Origin of the sequence: Rhizobium giardinii bv. giardinii H152, from assembly GCF_000379605.1 — a bacterium.
Classification (GTDB): domain Bacteria; phylum Pseudomonadota; class Alphaproteobacteria; order Rhizobiales; family Rhizobiaceae; genus Pararhizobium; species Pararhizobium giardinii.
In genome coordinates this window covers 199681-217024 of the sequence record NZ_KB902713.1, presented here as the reverse complement: position 1 = coordinate 217024, position 17344 = coordinate 199681, and the positions used below count along the sequence as shown (strand labels likewise).

At 59.0% G+C, this 17344-nt stretch carries 17 protein-coding genes and 1 pseudogene; 17 read left to right on the top strand and 1 reads right to left on the bottom strand.

The window, feature by feature from the left end; all coding sequences use genetic code 11:
- The 4 genes from A3AY_RS0127650 (at nt 1) to A3AY_RS0127635 (ending at nt 4105) form a co-directional block, all read left to right on the top strand.
- Nucleotides 1-1125, top strand: a complete 1125-nt coding sequence (locus A3AY_RS0127650; RefSeq protein ID WP_013984731.1) for a zinc-dependent alcohol dehydrogenase family protein — start codon at nt 1-3, stop codon at nt 1123-1125.
- A gap of 21 nt (nt 1126-1146) precedes the next feature.
- Nucleotides 1147-1923: an N-acyl homoserine lactonase family protein gene (locus tag A3AY_RS0127645; protein WP_018328919.1), complete on the top strand. Its 777-nt coding sequence runs from the start codon at nt 1147-1149 to the stop codon at nt 1921-1923.
- A 151-nt stretch (nt 1924-2074) separates the two neighbouring features.
- Nucleotides 2075-2764 (top strand): GntR family transcriptional regulator, encoded by a 690-nt coding sequence (locus tag A3AY_RS0127640; RefSeq protein ID WP_018328918.1) that lies wholly within the window; start codon nt 2075-2077, stop codon nt 2762-2764.
- Between the two features lie 108 nt (nt 2765-2872).
- Nucleotides 2873-4105, top strand: coding sequence for an alpha/beta fold hydrolase (locus tag A3AY_RS0127635; protein WP_018328917.1), 1233 nt, complete (start codon nt 2873-2875; stop codon nt 4103-4105).
- Nucleotides 4106-4481: 376 nt separating this feature from the next.
- Here A3AY_RS0127635 and A3AY_RS0127630 read toward each other — a convergent pair whose 3' ends face one another.
- Complete coding sequence (locus tag A3AY_RS0127630; protein WP_018328916.1) at nt 4482-5249, bottom strand: SDR family oxidoreductase; 768 nt, start codon at nt 5247-5249, stop codon at nt 4482-4484.
- 129 nt (nt 5250-5378) lie between these two features.
- Between A3AY_RS0127630 and A3AY_RS0127625 the strand changes: the two genes are divergently transcribed.
- The 13 genes and pseudogenes from A3AY_RS0127625 (at nt 5379) to A3AY_RS0127570 (ending at nt 17303) form a co-directional block, all read left to right on the top strand.
- Entirely contained in the window at nt 5379-5888 is a 510-nt protein-coding gene (locus tag A3AY_RS0127625; protein WP_018328915.1) for a flavin reductase family protein, read from the top strand.
- Nucleotides 5889-5977: 89 nt separating this feature from the next.
- Nucleotides 5978-6379, top strand: coding sequence for a carboxymuconolactone decarboxylase family protein (locus A3AY_RS0127620; RefSeq protein ID WP_018328914.1), 402 nt, complete (start codon nt 5978-5980; stop codon nt 6377-6379).
- 55 nt (nt 6380-6434) lie between these two features.
- Nucleotides 6435-7559, top strand: a complete 1125-nt coding sequence (locus tag A3AY_RS0127615; protein ID WP_018328913.1) for an LLM class flavin-dependent oxidoreductase — start codon at nt 6435-6437, stop codon at nt 7557-7559.
- A 128-nt stretch (nt 7560-7687) separates the two neighbouring features.
- On the top strand, nt 7688-8857 hold the full coding sequence (locus tag A3AY_RS0127610; protein ID WP_018328912.1) for an ABC transporter substrate-binding protein: 1170 nt from the start codon (nt 7688-7690) through the stop codon (nt 8855-8857).
- A 43-nt stretch (nt 8858-8900) separates the two neighbouring features.
- Nucleotides 8901-10151, top strand: a complete 1251-nt coding sequence (locus A3AY_RS0127605) for an LL-diaminopimelate aminotransferase (RefSeq protein WP_245275958.1) — start codon at nt 8901-8903, stop codon at nt 10149-10151.
- A gap of 2 nt (nt 10152-10153) precedes the next feature.
- Complete coding sequence (locus tag A3AY_RS0127600) at nt 10154-10552, top strand: GFA family protein (RefSeq protein WP_026203904.1); 399 nt, start codon at nt 10154-10156, stop codon at nt 10550-10552.
- Between the two features lie 498 nt (nt 10553-11050).
- Nucleotides 11051-12610 carry a sugar ABC transporter ATP-binding protein gene (locus A3AY_RS0127595; protein ID WP_018328909.1) on the top strand — a complete coding sequence of 520 codons (1560 nt, stop codon included), beginning with the start codon at nt 11051-11053 and terminating at the stop codon, nt 12608-12610.
- Nucleotides 12610-13578 (top strand): ABC transporter permease, encoded by a 969-nt coding sequence (locus A3AY_RS0127590; protein WP_018328908.1) that lies wholly within the window; start codon nt 12610-12612, stop codon nt 13576-13578. Before A3AY_RS0127595 ends, A3AY_RS0127590 begins: the two co-directional genes overlap by 1 nt.
- 12 nt (nt 13579-13590) lie before the next feature.
- The gene (locus tag A3AY_RS0127585) at nt 13591-14607 is read left to right on the top strand and encodes an ABC transporter permease (RefSeq protein ID WP_018328907.1); all 1017 of its coding nucleotides are present in this window, start codon (nt 13591-13593) and stop codon (nt 14605-14607) included.
- A 16-nt stretch (nt 14608-14623) separates the two neighbouring features.
- The gene (locus A3AY_RS0127580) at nt 14624-15133 is read left to right on the top strand and encodes an NADPH-dependent FMN reductase (protein ID WP_018328906.1); all 510 of its coding nucleotides are present in this window, start codon (nt 14624-14626) and stop codon (nt 15131-15133) included.
- Nucleotides 15134-15148: 15 nt separating this feature from the next.
- The gene (gene ribB, locus A3AY_RS36305) at nt 15149-15952 is read left to right on the top strand and encodes a 3,4-dihydroxy-2-butanone-4-phosphate synthase (protein ID WP_018328905.1); all 804 of its coding nucleotides are present in this window, start codon (nt 15149-15151) and stop codon (nt 15950-15952) included.
- Nucleotides 15953-15958: 6 nt separating this feature from the next.
- A pseudogene (locus A3AY_RS41610) lies at nt 15959-16135 on the top strand (IS6 family transposase); the annotation flags it as partial.
- A gap of 187 nt (nt 16136-16322) precedes the next feature.
- The gene (locus A3AY_RS0127570; protein ID WP_018328904.1) at nt 16323-17303 is read left to right on the top strand and encodes a helix-turn-helix transcriptional regulator; all 981 of its coding nucleotides are present in this window, start codon (nt 16323-16325) and stop codon (nt 17301-17303) included.
- Nucleotides 17304-17344 lie beyond the last annotated feature (41 nt).

Sequence of the window (17344 nt, the reverse complement as noted above, 5' to 3'; positions counted from 1 at the left end):
ATGCAGATGAAATCAGTCATTCTCCGAGAGTCAGGGCTTCCGAAGCCCTATGCAAGTTCGCGACCTCTCAGTGTCGAGACCGTCGATCTGGCGCCTCCGGGCAATCTTGAGGTCCTGGTCAAGATCAAGGCCGCTGGTGTGTGCCATTCCGACCTGTCCGCGATAAATGGCGACCGCCCCCGCCCATTGCCTGTCGCGTTGGGGCATGAAGCGTCCGGCATTGTCGAAGAAATCGGACCCGGTGTGGATACAGTGAAGGTTGGCGATCACGTCGTGATGTCGTTCCTGCCCATCTGCGGACACTGCGATTACTGCGCGGGAGGACGCGCAAGCCTCTGTGAACCGGGCTATCGCGCAAACGCCGCCGGGACATTGTTGAACGGTAGCAAGCATATCCGTCTTCGGGGCTACGATATCAACCATCACAGCGGCGTATCGGCGTTTTCGGAATACGCGGTCGTGTCGGCGCACTCGGTCGTCAAGATCACCAAAGACGTGGACGTCACCATGGCGGCCTTGTTCGGATGCGCCGTCATGACAGGCGTCGGTGCCGTCGTAAATACATGTGGCGTGAAGCCGGGACAGTCGGTCGCCGTCATCGGCCTGGGAGGCGTGGGCTTGTCGGCCGTCCTCGGAGCGGTGGCCAGCGGGGCAAGCGAGATCGTCGCCATCGATTTGATGCCGGAGAAGCTTGAGTTGGCTAAGGCGTTGGGCGCGACGCGTACCTTCCTGGCAACCACGCCGGATGTCATCGGCGAGGTCAAGGAAGCGACCCGCGGGGGAGTGGACTACGCCATCGAGATGGCAGGGTCGAGCAAAGCGTTCGAAACCGCGTATGGCATTACGCGGCGCGGCGGCACGACGGCCACAGCGGGTCTGGCGAACGTGAACACCAAATTCGAGATCTCGCCGCTTCCTCTTGTCGGGGAAGAACGCGTCATCAAAGGCAGCTACATGGGGTCCTGCGTACCTTCGCGCGATGTTCCCCGCTATATCGATCTGTTCCTCAAGGGTCGGTTGCCCGTGGAGAGACTGCTGTCCAGCACTGGCCCGCTTGAGGAAATCAACGAGGCCTTCGACCGGTTAGACCGTGGCGAGGTGATCCGGCATCTGCTGGTTCCTTGAGCCTGCGGAAGGAGCGAGAATTTGACCGACTGGAAAGTCCTGGCGATACATTACGGCACTGCGGTTCGGCCCGCTGGCGAACTCGGCCTGGAAGCAGGAGATCCCCACGACGCCCCGGGCAGGATCGAGTATTTCGTTTGGTTGATCCGCCATGGTGAACGTCTGATCCTGGTTGACACCGGGTTTAGCCCGCAGGAGGCGGAAAGGCGCGGGAGGACCATGTTGATCCATCCGGTCGAGGCGCTTCGCCAGCTCGGGATTTCCGCATCGTCCATTACCGACGTCGTCATCACGCATCTTCACTATGATCACGCGGGAAACCTTGCGGACTTCCCCGAAGCCCTGTTCCACCTGCAGGATCGGGAGATGGCCTACGGTACAGGACGATGCATGTGCCATGATCGTCTTCGGCGTCCCTTTGCAGTGGACGCCGTCGTCGATGCGGTCCGCCTGACGTTTTCCGGCAGGGTGTGCTTCCACGACGGGAACGGCGAGATTATGGAGGGGCTCACTATCCATCTCGTCGGTGGTCATTCTAGGGGCCTTCAGGTCGTGAGGCTGGACGATGGCAATGACGTCGTCGTTATCGCATCGGACGCCCTCCATTTTCAACGCTATCTGGAGCATGACGACGTCTTTCCGCTTTTCGCCGATTACGCCGACGTACTGGAGGGATACCGAACTCTCCGTGAGCTTTCAGGACCGTCCGGAATACTCGTTCCAGGCCACGATCCCGCAGTCCTGACGAGTTTTCCATCGCTGTCACCGGATCTCGCTTTTGCAAAGGTTCTACGGTAATGGGGACGCATGGAATGTCCGGTAAGAGGCCAGGCTAGGGTGTTCTTCGCTTTCGTCAGACAATCGGGTTGTCTCATCGGGATAACCCACCATATAGTACCATGACTTGCGCGGCCGGTTCCGGCCTTGGTAAAACGGACTTTTGGATCCCATGGGTGATATGGATTTACAGATTGCACGGCAGAGTGCCACTTTGCGCACTCAGGTAGAAGATAAACTGCGGCAGGCGATATCCAGCGGCCGTTTCAAGCCGGGTCAGCGCCTCGTTGAGCGAGAACTCTGCGAGTCGATCGGTGTCGGACGAACATCAATCCGCGAGGCGCTTCGACAACTCGAGGCCGAGGGCCTCATTACCAGCTATCCGCACCGCGGCCCCGTCGTCAGCACTATCACTTACGAAGAAGCCGCTCAGCTTTACAGCGTCAGGGCTTTGCTCGAGAGCTATGCCGGAAAGGAATTCGCTGAAAACGGAACCGCCCAGGATATCCATACACTCAATGAGGCGGTTGCTGAGTTTGCGGCAGCCGCGGCAAACGGCGGCGGTAGCAGGCTCATCAAGGCGAAAACCGCGTTTTACGACTGCCTGATGCAAGGGAGCGGAAACGTCTTCGTCAAGCAAATGCTGACATCGCTCCACAATCGGGTGACGCTCCTGCGCATGACGTCGATGACGCAGCCGGGGCGCTTGAACCACAGTGTGGAAGAGATAAGGGAGATCGCTGCGGCCATTACCGACCGAAACGGACCGAAAGCCGCCGCAGCCTGCAAGTACCACATCGATATGGCGGCTAAGGTCGCGTTGGACTACCTGCGTAAAACCTCTGAAAACGACGGCGATTGAAGAAGCGGCACTAGCCGGTATTGACAGATTGTCTGATAATCTGCTTATTCGAAGTCTTAGCGCTGCCGACGCGTGCGGCCTGGCGCTCGTTCGAACAGGGAGGTTGCTTTGGGCATTTTCAATGAATTGCGGTCCCGCATGGCGGAGGCTCTTGGGGATCAGGAATTGCCCCGGCTCACTCCAGACCTGACGATAAACATCGCCTTCTACGTCGGCGATCAGGTGATCGCCCTCGATTTCGCTGAAGGCGGCGCGGAGATCTCGGGGGAAATCAGTGCCCCTCAGGTGACAGTGAGGGCCACCGCGGACGCCTGGGAGCAGGTTCTGATGACGCCGCCGCCGGCGACCTTTCACTCCTTCACGGCGTTGCAGCTTGCAAACCCTCTCTTCGAGATCGCCGGCTCACCGCTCGACCTCGCGAAAGCACGCCCGGCTCTGGAACGGGTGTTCGAGCTCGTCGTCACGTCCCCCGAGATGAAAGCGGAGCGTGCGCAACGCGACCTGCGTCAAATTCGGGGGCAGTATGCCGTCGTCGATATCGATGACGTCCCCCATGAAATATATTACGAAGAAGCAGGTGAGGGGGTGCCGGTCCTGTTTCTTCACACCGCCGGAGCAGATAGCCGCCAATTCATGCCTCAGCTGGCGGACACCGAGCTTGCGAAAAGCTACAGGCTGATCGCGGTTGACCTACCATTCCACGGTCGGTCCATGCCGCCGCTGACGTGGGACGGAGCACCCTACAAGCTCACGGCATCGCTCTACCTGAAATGGTGCACGGCCATGCTCGAACAGGTGGTTCGCGAAAAGGCGATTGTCGCGGGTGGGTCCATGGGCGCGGCAATGTCGCTGGTTCTCGCGGCGGAACGGCCGGAGCATATCCTCGGGATCGTGGCGATCGAGCCACCTTTCCGCTCCAAGGGACGACGGAACCCATACCAGCACAACGTAAACGTACACGGCTCACTTCATAACTCGGCATATGTCAGAGGGATCATGAGCCCACTGAGCCCCGCAGGGGAGCGCAGGAGGTCAAGCTGGATCTATTCGCAGGGAGCACCCGGAGTTTACCCAGGCGATCTTTCCTTCTACAGCGACGAGTTCGACGGAGCAGCGACAGCTCCCCGTATTGACCCGTCACGCACCCCGGTGGCGCTGCTCTCGGGCGACTATGACTACTCAGCCACGCCGGCCGACGGTGCCAAGCTCGCCGAACTTATCCCGGGATGCCTCCACCTCGTCATGGGCGGTCTAGGTCACTTTCCAATGTGCGAACACCCGAACTTCTTCCGGAGCTATCTTGTCAAAGGGCTCGATTTCGTACGGCAAGCCGCCCGCTAAGCGGTTGGATTGACTCTGGTCGCCCGGTGCAGCCGCCGGGCGATCGCATGCGAAAGCGGGCGGGCGCATACCGAGGCTTTGCAATTGGCGTCCCGGCGATGACACGGCCGGCATCGCAGGCGGCATCCCTCACGCGCTCCCGAAGTTCCGGTGTGGAATTGGGAAAATTCCCGCGATATCTGGGGGGAACGATCAGGCGCGGCGATGCGTCTATAAAGCGCCGTAGCGACGTCTCATCGCAGGGTCTTGATCACGCAGCTTTGCGCGTGATCTCTATCTTTTCCCACCGCGGGTCTCTGTGTTTCCGGCACGTAGTGTCACAGTAAAAATGCCTCCCGTGGTCAAGAAGGGAGGCACCCGCCAGCACCTATGTGCTTCAGCGCACCAAGTGGTTCCCGATCGACGATCCTCCGTCGACTGTGAGAATGCTTCCGGTCGCAAACCGCGAGCGGTCCGAAGCGAGAAAAAGCATCGCCTCGGCGATCTCTTCCGGGTTGCCCATCCGGTTCAGGGCTGCACGGGCGTTGAAGTCTTCCCGCAGGGCTTGTGGGTCTGCCGCTTCCGCGAAAATCTTGGTGAAATAGGGCGAGTCGATCGTCCCGGGGGCGACAGCGTTGACGCGGATCCCGTCTTTTGCGTGGTCCAGTGCCATGGCTCTCGTGAGTGCCGAGATCGCGCCTTTCGACGCCACGTAGGCCGTGCGGTTAGCGATGGCTGACACGGCGGTGTATGAGGTCGTGTTAATAATCGATCCGTTGCCCTGTTCCGCCATAATCGGAACCACGTATTTCGAGCAGAGGAAGATCCCCTTCACGTTCACCGCCATGATCCGGTCCCAGTCGGATTCGGCGATGTTCGTGACGTTTCCCGTCATTCCGAACCCCGCGTTGTTGACAAGAACGTCAATACGGCCCCATTTTTCCTTAACTGACCTGACCAACGCCTCGACTTCGGCGGACGAAGACACATCGGCTTTTAACGCGATCGCATCTGTCCCGATTTCTCGGGCGACGTCTCGTGCTGCATCGATGTTGACGTCGACGACGCCAACCTTAGCGCCCTGGCGCGCAAACAGTTCAGCTGTTGCGCGCCCGATCCCGCTGCCAGCCCCGGTCACCACACAGACTTTCGATTCCAGATCCATAATCGTCTCCTCTTTCACTGCCCCGAGAAAACATTTTCGCAGACAATCTGTCAATGACCAATAAAACGTGTTGACAGATTGTCTGCAAATCTGCTTATCTTGGGTCACGAATGACTTGGGGAGGTAACCATGGCTGGTGCTGAAATAGCAGCGCAAGCGGCGTTCAAGACCGCTTTACGCCGGTTCACATCGACAATTTGCCTGATCACGACGGAATGGGAAGGTGCCCGTTACGGCATGGCTGCAACCGCCGTCCAGTCGGTGACGGCTGACCCGCCGACCCTCCTGGTTTGCATCAACCAATCTGCTTCGATCAGCGGCCCGCTCAAGCTGGCGGGGAAATTCGCAGTCAACATGCTGCATCTCAACCATGCGCCTTTGGTTCCGCTGTTCAGTGGAAAACTGAAGGGAGAGGAGAGGTTCGCTCACGGTGAGTGGATCACGGCTGGCGGAGTTCCCGTCCTCGGCGACGCCCAGGCCGCATTCGTTTGCAGCCTCAACTCCGCAGTCTCCGTTGGCACCCATGACGTCGTTCTCGGGGAAGTCATCGAGGCCCGGTTTATCGAGAATATTGCTCCGCTCCTCTACGAGGACGGGAAATTGGTTAGATCAGCAGCGCTGATCGATGCTGCCGCCTGAAACGTTTGGCCGAGCATTCGGCCTATGACATCCACCAAATGCCTTTCGGCCGATAATGAGGAGTTTGATCCGTGACTATTGCCACCGATATGAAATCGCAAGTGAATGGGCGTCCCGTCAGTGAACGGTTCGAAAAGGGTCTGCAGACCCGTCGGGAGGTTCTCGGCGGTGCATATGTGGACGCTTCGGTAAACAAGGCGACCGAGTTCAACTGGCCGATGCAGGAGCTTGTCACCGAGTATTGCTGGAACGAGATCTGGAACAGGCCCGGCCTCGACCGCCGTTCGCGCAGCCTTCTCAATCTTGGCATGATTTCCGCCCTTAACCGCCCCCACGAGTTGAAGCTGCACGTTCGCGGCGCGATCAATAACGGCCTCAGCAAGGACGAGCTTCGCGAAGTTTTCCTTCAGGTCGCGATCTATTGCGGCGTGCCCGCGGCGATCGACAGCTTCCGCGTCGCGCAGGAAGTCTTCGAGGACATGGGTATCTAATCGGTGCCCGGCTTTCGGGCCGGGACCAGACTAACTCTGTGGAGGAGACTTCAATATGACGACCAGCGATGATTTCCGCGCCGCCGGAAACCCGATGTTTAACGGCAACAAGCTGAAGCTTGGCGTATTCGGAACGAATTGTTCCAGCGCTTGCGCCATCACCACCGCGGAATCAACGTTCGAACCGACCTTCGAACACAATGTCGAAATTGCCAAAAAGCTCGAAGCGGCCGGCTGGGAATGCATGGTGCCGATCGCCCGGTGGCGCGGTTTCGGCGGGCCGACGAACTTCAACGGCGTGAACATGGACACGTTCACGTGGGCCGCGGCCCTGGCTGCCGTGACCACGAAGCTGCAGTTTTTCTCGACGACGCATATCCCGACCCTGAACCCGATCGTCGCGACGAAGATGGCGACGACGATCGACAATATTTCGAAGGGCCGATACGGCCTGAACCTGGTGACGGGTTGGTTTACCCCGGAAATGGAGATGTTCGGCGTTCCGATGATGGAACACGACACCCGCTACGAATATGCCACGGAATGGATGGAAATCGTCGAATCTCTGTGGAAGAAGAACGGCGTCACCTTTGACGGCCAGTTCCTCAAGGTGAAAGACGCGTTCAGCGAGCCGAAGCCCTACAACAAGGAGACGGGTCGCCCGGTCCTCATCTGCGCCGGTTCGTCGGGCAAGGGCCTGCACTTCACAGCCAAGTTCTGCGACTTCAACTTCGGCTTCATGCAGGACATGGAATCGGGCGCAGCGTGGGTGAAGAAGGTGAAGGAGCTGGCTCGCGAGGAATACAAGCGCGAACTCGGAACCTTCACCGCGTGCCCGGTCGTCGTTCGCGAGACCGAAAAGGAAGCCCGGGATTATTACGACTACTACGTGAACCAGAAGGGCGATTGGGAAGCCTGCGAAAACATCTGCGAGGTTCTTCAGGTTCAGTCACAGAACCACTCGGCAGAGATGTACCAGAAGTTCAAGGAGCGCTTTATCGCTGGCTGGGGCGGCTACCCGATCGTCGGAACGCCGGAACAGGTCGCCGACAAGCTCGTCGCATTGAGCAACACGGGCGTCGACGGCGCGCTTCTCACAATGGTCGACTACAACGAAGAGCTGCCGTTCTTCAACGACCGCGTCATGCCTCTGCTGAAACAGGCTGGCCTCAGGAACTGACCGTTCCGCGGGCGGCGCAAGCCGCCCGCCACCAATCCGAAATCGAAACACGTTTCACCAATTCCGTGGCTCGACGCCAACGGCGTCAACTGCTGTAGCGGATGCACAGAGGGGAGGAGACCCTACACATGCTAAAGAAGGTTTACACCGCATTGAGCGTGATCACCGGGCTAGGCCTGATGACCACCGCCGCATTCGCGGACGGCTTAGACTCGCTACCACCGGACCAGAAGCAGCTTTACGAGCTCGTGGACCCGGCAATTCCCCTCGGTGGTACGCCGCTCAAGGATTTTGTGGCGAAGCGGCCGCCGCCGTGGAAAATCGGCTACGCATCCACTTATGCAGGCAACACGTGGCGTGCCCAGATCCTCACTGAATTGAACGAGGTTCTGCTTCCGAAATACAAGGAGGCTGGACTGGTATCTGAGCTTGTCGTCACGCAGTCCGACCTGAAGGACGCGACGCAAATCCAGCAGATGCGCCAGATGGTCGACGACGGCGTCGATGCTATCATCATCTGCTGCTCGAACGTGACGGCCATTAACCAGACCATCGAATACGCGCACTCCAAGGGCGTTCCGGTGTTCTCGTTCTCGGGTTACGTGACATCGCCCTACGCGATCAATGCGACCGAAAACAACACCCAGGGCGGTTACACGGCCGCGAAATGGCTGGCGGAGGAAATCGGCGGCAAGGGCAACGTCCTGACGGTTTCGGGCATCCCGGGCTTCGCATCATCCGACAGCTTCAATGTCGGTGCCAAGAAGGCGTTCGACGAGTACAAAGACATCACCGTCGTGGGCGATGTCGCTGGCAAGTGGACCGATCAGGTCGCCCAGGTCGAAGTCCAGAAGTTCCTCGCGACCAACCCTACTGAAATCGCAGGTATCCTCGTCCAGTCGGCCTCGGAAAACGGTGTCGTGAACGCGGTCCAGCAGTCCGGGCGCGACATGATGCCAATCGTCCTCGGCGGCGAGGCGTCGGCGGCGTGCTATTGGCGCAACAATCCCGACTTCATCAGCCAGAGCTTCCATTTCTGGCCGCCGCGGGCTGACGCCCGCCTAGTGTGGGACGTGATGATGAGGACGCTCCAAGGCCAGGGGCCGAAGATCCAGTCGATCCTGCGACCGGCTCTTCCCTACACGATCGACGATGTGAAGGAAGCAATTCCGGAAGATTGCGATCCGAACTCCACGGCGTGGATCGAGCCCAAGGGCGATGCATGGTGGCCCGCGGACCTAGCAGCACAGTACTTCGAGCGCCCGGAAGATCCGCTGGCCTGGCGGCCGAAGAAGTAATCGACGACCTCCCAAGTTGTCACGCGACCTCCGCGCCGGCTTCATCCGTCGGCGCGGAGGACCTACGATAAGGAACCAGAAGTTGGAATTCCACAAGATACAGCGTTTGCCCCCTTACGTCTTCGACCAGGTGAACCGTCTCAAGTCCAGCGCGCGCGCGGCCGGAGTCGACATCATCGATCTTGGAATGGGCAATCCCGATCTTCCCACGCCAAGCTGGGTTGTGGACAAGCTATGCGAAGCGGTGCAGCATCCGCGCACGCACCGCTATTCGGCTTCCAAGGGCATTATCGGGCTTCGCCGCGCCAAGGCTGCGTATTACGCCCGCCGGTTTAATGTGAAACTTGATCCGGATACCCAGGTTGTTGCGACGCTCGGGTCCAAGGAGGGGTTTGCGAACATGGCACAGGCCATAACCGCCCCTGGGGATGTCATTCTCTGTCCGAACCCTTCCTATCCGATTCATACGTTCGGATTTCTCATGGCAGGGGGCGTGATAAGGTCGGTACCGGTCGAGCCGGATGAGACCTTCTTCCAAGCTCTCGAAATGGCGGTGCGGCATTCGGTACCGAAACCTCTGGCGCTCATCATAAGCTACCCGTCGAACCCCACCGCTCGCGTCGCGACGCTCGACTTCTATAAGGACGTCATCGCCTTCGCGAAGAAGCACGATCTCATCGTTCTGTCGGATATCGCCTACGCTGAAATCTACTTCGACGGTCCGCCGCCGCCGTCTGTTCTCGAAGTCCCCGGCGCGATCGACGTGGCCGTCGAATTCTCCTCGATGTCGAAGACATTCTCGATGCCCGGTTGGCGCGTTGGGTTTGCGGTGGGTAACGAACGGCTCATCCGAGCGTTGACGCGCGTGAAATCGTACCTGGACTACGGAGCATTTACGCCGATACAGGTCGCCGCCGCTCATGCCCTAAACTCGGACGGGGAGGACGCCGCGCGGGCAAGAGACATCTACAGGACGCGCAGAGATACACTGGTGAAGACCTTTGCCGATGCCGGCTTCGACGTTCCAGCTCCTGCGGCGACGATGTTCGCATGGGCGAAGATACCCCCGCATTTCCGACACCTTGGCTCGCTGGAGTTTTCGAAACTCGTGCTCGAGAAGGCACAGGTCGCGATTTCGCCGGGTATCGGTTTCGGTGAGATGGGTGACGAATACGTACGACTGGCTTTCGTGGAGAATGAAGACAGGATCCGGCAGGCTGCACGGAACTTGAAGCGGTGGCTTTCTGCGAGCGCGCGACAGCCACAACTCGATAAAGCGATGAAAGGATTTTGAAGATGCCGATCCTCGGATCTTGCCAATGTAAAGCGGTCCAGTACGAAGTGTCGGAACTGGATGGCCCGATGTGGAACTGCTTCTGCCAGACGTGCAGAAAGTCCCATGCGGCCGATCATAACACTGCCGCCAAGGTGAAGAGTGAGAACTTCAAGCTGATTTCCGGCGAGGACGTCCTTCACAGCTTTGAGTCGACCCCTGGGAAACTGAGGTGGTTCTGCTCACGGTGTGGTTCGCACGTGTATGCCGAACGGCCTGCCAACCCGGAGATGAAGGTGCTGCGGGCAGGCACTTTTGACACTGATCCTGGTTCGGCTCCTATGTCAAACGTCTGGCTGTCCCATGCCAGGCCGTGGCTTGCTCACGACCCCGCAAAGGAAAACTTCGAAGAGTTCCCGTGATCTCCACGGTTGCGCGCGCCAGGGGCCGATCGACCATGAGTTCGATCTGCCCGCTCCCCCAGCGGGGAAGGGCTGGATGATCGAATGGCACTTGCCGCGTTCGGCGCGCGGAGGTTGGGACGTTCCGTATGCCCCCAATCGAAACGGTTGCCTTCATCAGATTACCGGACACCCTCAATAGTGTTTTGGTCCTGTCTTGATCGCGATGGCTGCCAGATCGCTTCCGATCCGATCGAGAACCTCTGACCGACGTCAGGTGCGTGAAAACATGCTTTTGTAACTTTGAGGTCGTCGAGCGACCAACCGGTTTCATCGAAATCAACCCGACATCCCGATATCGGCGTGGCGACACTATTGACAGATTAGCAGACAATCTGTCATTCTATAGTTCACCGAGCGAGTTCTCGGAGCGTTCAAAGACGGCAGTCACAATTCAGCAAGAGGCCCGGACATCGGATGTCCTGGCACGATTTGCTGCTGCCTAGAGGGAGGATCGGCATGACGAATGACGTCGCCGTAAGCATGACGGCCGTTGCCAAATCGTTTGGCGAAACGAAGGCATTGAAGAAATGCGATTTTGTCGCCAGGGCAGGGGAGGTGCACGCGATCGTTGGCGAGAATGGCAGCGGCAAGAGCACCATGGCGAAGATCATGTCCGGCGTTATCGCTGCCGATGCAGGATCTGTCCTGATCCTTGGCAAGTCCATCACCTCGCCAGTCGATGCCAAAGGGGTTGGCCTCGCTACGATCTTCCAGGAAGTCCTGGTCGCCGATGAAGCGAGTGTCCTCGACAACCTTTTCGTAGGAAGCGAGGACCTGTTCTCGCTTCGGAAATCCTCCAGGGAACGTGAAAGCGTTGCGCAAAGCCTCCTCGACCGCCTGGTGGGAAAGCCTGTCGATCTCCGGCAGAACGTCGGTGATCTTCCGCTCAGCATCAAGCAATGGATCGTTATCGCCCGGGCCGTTCTGAGGAAACCCAAGGTCTTGATCCTGGACGAGTCCTCGGCTGCACTCGATCTCGACGCGACCGTCCGCCTCCACGAAGAGATCGATCGGCTCCGGTCCGAGGGGTGCGCTGTAATCATCGTCACGCACCGCATCGCCGAGCTCGTCCGGATCGCCGATCGGGCGACAATACTGAGAGACGGTTTCACTGTCGGTGTCCTTGAGAAATCCGAGATCACCGAGGCCAATCTCCTGCGCATGATGACCCCTCAAGACCGCCAGATTTCCGCCGCTGCTTCAACGTCTGCAGCGGGCCTGCCGGGTGATCGCAAGGAGGCTCTTTCCGTCCATGGCGCGCGCCCCCAGGAGGCATCGCAACCGTTCGACTTCGTCCTTCCGCAGGGATCTATCGTGGGCGTTGCGGGACTGGACGGCCAGGGCCAGGACGCCTTCGTGCGACTGGTCGCAAGGATTATCTCGCCGTTCGGAGGGGAGGTCCGGATCCTGAATACGGAAAGCACCGGTCTCGTCAAAGTCAGCACGCTCGACGACGCCACGAACAAGGGCATTGTGTACGTATCCGGAGACCGGAAGCGGGAAGGAATTTTCCCGCAGCAGAGCATTTTCGAAAACCTCGCCATCGGTATCTACCAGAAGAACCTCGGGCCGTTCGGTGTCATCAGGCGGAAAAAGCTGAAGCAGACGTTCGCCCGGGAGGTCGAGCGGCTCCGCGTCAAGATCGGCCATCCGGACAACCGGATTACGTCCCTTTCCGGTGGTAACCAGCAGAAGGTCCTGATCGGTCGTGCCTTCGCCAATGACCCCAAAGTGATCGTTCTTAACGACCCTGCTCGGGGCGTGGACCTCAACACCAAACGCGACCTGTATCGCGAGCTTCGGCTGTTTGCCGAAGGTGGCGGCTCGGTAATCTACCTTTCGAGCGAGATCGAGGAGTTTCTTGGTTTCGCCGACCGCGTCGATGTCTTTCACAAAGGGAGCATCCATCGCTCCCTCGACGGCCCGGACATCAACGAAGAAACCATTCTCGCTGCAATGTTCGGCCGCTCGGTTGCCGACACCATGGAATTCTCCAAAGAGAGAAAGGCACACTGATGTCGCAACGTTTTGGATTTCCCGCGCTCGACAGGTCGCTGGCCGTACCGCTCGTTCTTTTCGCAGTGTTGCTCGTCGCCGCGGCCGTGCTCTCGCCGCGGCTGTTTACCGCAACCGGAATGGGCGGAGCAATCATCGTCGCAGCACCTTTGATCCTCACGACGCTGGCCCTGACACCGATCGTGATGGCAGGCCGCGGTTCGGTCGACCTTTCCGTTGGCCCGTTGATGGGTTTCGTGAACGTCACCCTGATCGGCTGGCTCTCGGCAAGTGGTTACACGTCGCCACTCGCGGTGATTTGCTGGGTGGTGGCGGTCGGCGCACTGTACCAGTTGCTGCAGGCACTCATCATCATCTACGTCCGGGTCGCCCCCATCATCGTTACGCTTTCCAGCTTCCTCGTCCTCTCAGGCTTGAACCTCATGGTCATGTCAAGGCCGGGCGGCGTTGCGCCGGACTGGATGATGACGTGGGGAGCAGGAACCACGATCTTATCTCCGGTGCTGATCATCGTCCTCGCGGCTTTGGCTCTTTGGGCCTTTATGCGCAGGACCACCTTTTACTCCCACCTCCGCATGACAGGCGCTGACGAACGGATGGCCTACACGAGCGGAGTGAAAGTCAATACCGTACGCATCTGCGCTCATCTCCTCGGCGGCGTCTTCGTCGGCCTTGCCGCGCTCAGCTATACGGCATTGATCTCTTCGGGCGATCCTACCCAGGGAAGCAGCTACACGCTACAGGCGGTTACCGCTCTGGTGCTCGGTGGCGCAAACCTGGCTGGCGGGAGAGGGGGAGCTTTGGGGTCGACGCTTGGTGCTCTGAACATGTTCCTCATCTCGTACCTGCTTTCGGCCTTCAGCTTCGGAAGCGTGACGGGGTTCGTGACACAAATGGCTTTCGGGCTGATCCTCGTGGCATCGCTCCTCGTCAACGTGTTCATGACGGCCCGGCGCACGGCTTTCTAGGGAGGACTGGTAATGACTTCACTTGCAACGGAACAGACGATGAGCCAAATCACAGGACGGTCGGTAAAGCTGCAGCGCAGCATCGTAATCGGCTTCGCTCTGCTTGCCGCACTTCTCGTGCTGGGTACGATCCTCGTTCCGGGGTTCATCTCGCCCCGTAACGCGCGTTCGATATTGCTGCTTGCCGCTTTCCTGGGGCTTGCATCGTTGGGACAGACGCTATGTGCCATGGTCGGCGCGCTTGATCTCTCCATTCCGTATGTCATCGGGGGAGCGAACATTCTCTTTCCAAGCCTGTTGGTTACAGGGATGCCTGCCTGGCTGGCCGTGATAGTGGTCGTTCTCCTGGGAGCAGCAATCGGGCTCGCGAACGGCTTTTTGAGCTTCAGGCTGCAGGGCCAGGCCCTCATCATGTCGCTGGGTGTCGGCTTCGCATTTGTCGGTGCGGTACAACTCTACACCTCCATCGGTTCCGACTACGGTGGCACGGTTTTCGCCCCCGTACCGGACTGGCTCCGGAATTTCGCCGCGTTCAACGGGAAGACCTTCGGGCTGCCCCTGCCGCCCGTGGTGCTGGTTTGGCTCCTCGTCACGCTCGTCACCATCTGGGCTCTGTATAACACATGGTTCGGCCGCTCCATCTACGCAGTCGGGGGCAGCAGGACTGCAGCGGCACGGCTTGGAATTTCCGAAACCAAGGTTTGGACCAGCATTCACGGTATCAGTGGGGCGATGTCGGCACTGACGGGCGTATTGCTGCTCGGGTTTTCCGGCGGCGGCTTCGTTGGCGTCGGGGACCCATATCTCTTTACCACCGTTGCGGCCGTTGTAATCGGCGGCACCTCGTTGCTTGGAGGCGCAGGCGGATACGGGGCAACCGTTCTCGGGGTACTCGTATTGACGGTATTGACGTCCCTGCTGGTTGGGCTAGGCCTGAGCTTCGCCGCGCAACAGGCGATCGTCGGTCTGCTGATCGTACCGATGGTGGCCGTCTACGCTCGTACCGCTCACATCCGCAACCAGATCTGATCGAAAGGCCGGCAAAATGAAGATTGTCGCGATAACCGGCAATGTCACGCGCCCCTCGAAGACGCGGGCGCTCGGGGAATACGCACTCTCGAGCGTCCCGCCCGGGCACGCCCGGTACCTGTTTGACCTGGTCGATGTTCTCCCGGTTTTAGGAACCACCCTGTGGCGTTCGGAGGCTCCTGCTGGACTTGCGACCGTCCTTGACGCAATCCAGTCTTCGGACGTCCTCGTCGTGGGGACACCGGTCTTCAAGTCCTCGATGACCGGTCTTCTCAAGCATCTTTTCGACCTCTTCGAAATGACAGCTCTGCAGGGGAAACCCGTATTGATATTCGCAACGGGTAAGGCCGAGGCCCATGGCGAGCACGTCGAGGCTCACCTGCGATCATTGATGGGCTTCTTCAAAGCCGAGGTTCGCGGTGACTTCATCTATGCGATGGACGGCGACTTTCCAGATTCGGCACCGTCTGCGGAACTCCGGGCGCGGGTCGACCGCGAACTCGCACGCACTCTGGGCCATGTTTAGTTCAAGGAGAAGACCATGAAGTTTGCTTCCATCGAGAGCGCGGTTAAAGCAATCGCCGCCGGAGAGATGATCATCGTCGTGGACGACGAAAACCGGGAAAACGAAGGCGACATCCTGGTTGCCGCGGACAAGGTGACGAACGATCATGTTGCCTTCATGATGCGTTATGCGCGCGGCCTGATCTGCGTTCCGATGACCGGGGACCGGCTAGACGAACTGGATATCCCCCTCATGGTGGAGCGTAACTCGGATTCCATGCAGACAGCGTTCACTGTCTCGGTGGACCTGATACAAGGCGTATCGACCGGGATTTCCGCAGAAGACCGCGCCAAGACCATCAGGGCGCTCGCCGACGCATCGACGATGCCGGAGGACCTGTCACGGCCAGGCCACATACTCCCTCTGCGGGCAAACCCATCTGGTGTTCTCGGACGCCCCGGCCATACGGAAGCCGCGGTGGATTTCGCTCGGCTGGCCGGGCTCGAGCCAGCGGGTGTCATCTGCGAAATCGCCAACGACGACGGCACTATGGCGCGTCTTCCGCAGCTCAGCGAATTCGCCGAGCGGCATGGCCTCCTCATGGTGACCATCGAAGCCCTGATCGAATATTGCCGCGAGATCGACGAAAGCGGCCTTCGTGTCGATCACCCAGCCGCGGCGACGGCGATGTCCAATGTTTCGTATCTGACGAGCAGACGTTCCACGTGCCCGCAGAGGGAGAGCGGAACTCCTGCGTTGGTGGCCTCCGATACACCAGAAGAAAAGCGCGTTTCGAAGGTGCCGACGGGGGGAACGGACCTTGGGTTCGCTGTCCGATGATTGGGCATGACAAACCGTGATCCACTTTATCGCCGCCACCGCTTTCCTACTGAAATTATTGCCCACGCGGTGTGGCTTTTTTTCCGTTTCGCTTTTGCGCCTGCGGATGGTCAAGGACATCTGGCCGGTCCTGGGATAATTGTCTCGCAGACGATCCGCCTGTGGGCCGAGAAATTTGGTCGTACTTCGCCAACGACAAGCTTCGATCCTACGATGCTGTAAAACGAGAGTTCATGCCGGGTGTAGCGCTTCGGCTCCATCCATGACGCGATTGCCAACCTGTTCCACATCCCACCCCATGACCTCACCGCCCCTCGATGGCGATAGGCGGACCTCATGCTCGGATACCGTTTCGTGAAGGAAGTGATGAATGGAGAGTTTGAGAGTGTCCCCCTCTAAGATTGACCATTTCTCGCTCAAAGGCACCTGCAGCGAGGAACTCGCGGAAGCGCTTTCCAGGCTTTCCCCGCAATCACCAGCGCATGTAGAGGGCGCTAAGACGATCGCCTACGATATACATGCGATCGCCAATGGCCCGATTGCAGTTATTGCCGCGCACTACGAGGGCGACCTCACGGTACAGCACCGGGGACCGGCGGAGGCAAACATAGTCATGCTTCCACTACATGGGCGATCGGTCGTTACCGTGGACGGCAGACAAATCCCGTCAGAGGGAAGGCGTGGCGTTTTCGTGAACAGCATGTCGGCGAGTACAACCCAGTTCATTGGGCCCAGGAAACATTTGGGTCTTAGGATCGCCCACGATGAACTGACGCGCCGCTTAGGACGTCGGCTCAATACGCCAATAAGAGGCAGCCTCGATTTCTCGCCAGAAATCGACCTGTCGGTCGGGTTCGGCTCTCTTTTGGTGCAACTGGTACCAATGCTGTATGCTGGATTACGAGACGGAATCCTTCAGCAATCACCGATAGCACTTAACCACCTCACCGAAACGACGATGGAGCTTTTGATCGAAGCTGCGCAGCATCGCTACTCACTCGAGTTATGCCGCGTTGCTGAACCACCCTTACCCAAGGCCGTTAAGCGGGCGGTCGACTATATGCGCGCCAATATTGCTCGGCCGCTATCTCTTGAGGAAATCGCAACGGCCTGTGGCGTAAGCCGACGCACTCTTCAGAACGGTTTTCGCAACTTTCGAAATACGACCCCTCTGGCATTTCTGCAGCACCTACGGTTGGAATCAGTGCATCAGGAACTGATGACAGGCGAGCCTGGCCTCTCGGTCACGCAGGTCGCTCTGAAATGGGGCTTCGTAAATAGAGGCAGGTTTTCTGCGGACTATCGCAAGCGCTATGGAGTACTTCCCTCGGAAACATTGCGTATATCATAGGCGGATTGCCGATCAGCCGGCGCGCTCGACCCCCTTCAAGG